The sequence below is a fragment of the Frateuria sp. genome, from assembly GCF_013362045.1.
Taxonomy (GTDB): Bacteria; Pseudomonadota; Gammaproteobacteria; order Xanthomonadales; family Rhodanobacteraceae; genus Frateuria_A.
Map to the genome: position 1 here is coordinate 1 of NZ_JABFWW010000247.1, position 2,622 is coordinate 2,622.

Below are 2,622 nucleotides of genomic sequence, written 5' to 3' on the forward strand. Positions count from 1 at the left end.
TCGCGCAGCCGTTCCAGTGCCTGCGGTCGGTCGGCGTCCCACACGATCAGCTTGGCGATCATCGGATCGTAGAAGATCGTCACCGTGTCGCCCTCGACCACGCCGCCGTCGAGGCGCACGTGCCTGGACGCGGCGGGCAGGCGCAGCCGCAACAGCCGGCCGGAGCCGGGCAGGAAGTTCTGCTCCGGGTCCTCGGCGTACAGGCGCACCTCGATGGCGTGGCCGCGCGCCCGGATCTGCGCCTGGTCGAGCGGCAGCGGCTCGCCGGCGGCAACGCGCAGCTGCCATTCGACCAGGTCCAGGCCCAGCGTCTCCTCGGTGACCGGATGCTCCACCTGCAGCCGCGTGTTCATCTCCAGGAAGAAGAACCCGCCGTCGGCGCCGACGATGAACTCCACCGTGCCCGCGCCCACGTAGTCGACCGCCCTGGCTGCGGCCACGGCCGCCTCGCCCATGGCCTGGCGTCGCGCGAGCGTGAGGAAGGGCGAGGGCGTCTCCTCCAGCACCTTCTGGTAGCGCCGCTGCGCCGAGCACTCGCGCTCGTTCAGGTGGATGACGTGGCCGTGGGTGTCGCCGAAGACCTGGAACTCGATGTGCCGCGGATGCTCGACGTAGCGCTCCAGGATCATCCGCGTGTCGCCGAAGGCATGGGCGGCCTCGCGCTGCGCCGAGGCCAGCGCATCGGCGAACTCGGCCTCGCCGCGCACGATGCGCATGCCCTTGCCGCCGCCGCCGGCCGCGGCCTTGATCATCAGCGGAAAACCGGTGCGGCGCGCCTGTTCGGCGAGGTGCGCCGGCTCCTGGTTCTCGCCGTGATAGCCCGGCACCAGCGGCACCGCGTGCTTCTCCATCAGCGCCTTGGCGGCGGCCTTGGAGCCCATCGCGTCGATGCTCTCGGGCTTCGGGCCGATGAATGCGATGCCGGCCTCGACGCAGGCGCGCGCAAAGCCGGTGTTTTCGGACAGAAAGCCGTAGCCGGGGTGGATCGCCTGCGCGCCGGTCTTCTTCGCCACCTCCAGGATGGCCTCGCCGCGCAGGTAGGAATCGGCCGGGCGCGGGCCGCCGATCGGCCATGCTTCATCGGCCAGGCGCACGTGCTGGGCGTCGCGGTCGGCCTCCGAGTACACCGCGATGGTGTGGATGCCGAGGCGACGGCAGGTGCGGATCACGCGGCAGGCGATCTCGCCGCGGTTGGCAATCAGTACGCGCTCGAACATGCAGGCGGTGTCCCGAGTCCATGCAAAGCCCGCAAAGCTAGCAGATAAGCCGTGTGTAGCCGATGCGCAGCGCAGCACGGGCAGGGCGGGGGAGGGCTATCATTGCCGGCTGCCGCCCGTCCGTATGCGGGTGAGCGCGCCCGGGGCGCACCCGTACGAGCCAGCAGAGACACCCTTGAAGAAGTCCGATTTCGATTTCGACCTGCCGCCCGAGCTGATCGCCCAGGCCCCGCTGCCCGAGCGCTCGGCCAGCCGGCTGCTGTGGCTGGACCCGGCCGCGGGCACGCTGGAGGACCGCCGCTTCCGCGAGCTGCCCTCCTTCCTGCGCCCGGGCGACCTGCTGGTGTTCAACGACACCCGCGTGCTGCCGGCGCGGCTGTACGGCCACAAGGATTCCGGCGGCGCGGTGGAGATCCTGATCGAGCGCGTCACCGGCGCGCACGAGGCCACCGTGCAGCTGGGCGTGAGCAAGAAGCCGAAGGAGGGCGGCCGCATCGAGCTGGGTGACGGCAGCCACGCCACCGTGCTGGGTCGCGAGGGCGCCTTCTTCAAGCTGCGCTTCGAATCGCCCGAACCGCTGGAAGGGCTGCTCTCGAGGCTGGGCGAGATGCCGCTGCCGCCCTACATCGAGCGTCATGCGGACGCCGCGGACCTGGAGCGCTACCAGACCGTCTACGCGCGCGAGCCCGGCGCCGTGGCCGCGCCCACCGCCGGCCTGCATTTCGACCAGCCGCTGCTCGAGCGCCTGCACATGCTCGGCGTGGAGACCGGCTACGTCACGCTGCACGTGGGCGCCGGCACCTTCCAGCCGATGCGGGTGGACGACGTCCACCAGCACACCATGCACCGCGAATGGCTGAACGTGGGCGCCTCCCTGGTGGAAAAGGCGCGCCGCACGCGCGCCGCCGGCGGGCGGGTGATCGCGGTGGGCACCACGGTGGTGCGGGCGCTGGAGAGCGCGACGAAGGACGGGCAGCTGCATCCGTTCGCGGGCGAGACGCAGATCTTCATCTTCCCGGGCTACCGCATCAGCAGCATCGACGGCCTGATCACCAATTTCCACCTGCCGCAGTCAACGCTGCTGATGCTGGTGTCGGCGCTGGCCGGACGCGAGTTCGTGCTGGAGGCGTACCGGCACGCAGTGCGCGAGCGCTACCGGTTCTTCTCCTATGGCGATGCGATGCTGATCCTGCCGCGCGCCTCGAACTAGTTTCCTCTTCCCTTTGGGGAGATGGGCAGGGTGAGGGCGGGTGCTCGCCGCAGGGTTCATAAGAGCGGCGCTCCGTCCCGCTTCTTTCACAGACCCGGCCCTTCGCCCCAGCCCTCTCCCCGGAGGGAAGAGGCGCAGAGGCGCGCGATGCGATAATGCCCCGATGACTTCCATGACTTTCGAACTGCTGGCCCG

General features: G+C 70.2%; 2 protein-coding genes. One reads left to right on the top strand and one right to left on the bottom strand.

Translation table 11 applies throughout. The features are described 5' to 3' along the window. Positions 1-1,217: biotin carboxylase N-terminal domain-containing protein (locus HOQ08_RS11725; protein WP_291194904.1), on the bottom strand; the 1,217-nt coding region annotated here is incomplete at its 3' end. A 175-nt stretch (positions 1,218-1,392) separates the two neighbouring features. Here HOQ08_RS11725 and queA point away from each other — a divergent pair. Next, positions 1,393-2,427, top strand: coding sequence for a tRNA preQ1(34) S-adenosylmethionine ribosyltransferase-isomerase QueA (gene queA / locus HOQ08_RS11730; protein WP_291194907.1), 1,035 nt, complete (start codon positions 1,393-1,395; stop codon positions 2,425-2,427). Positions 2,428-2,622 lie beyond the last annotated feature (195 nt).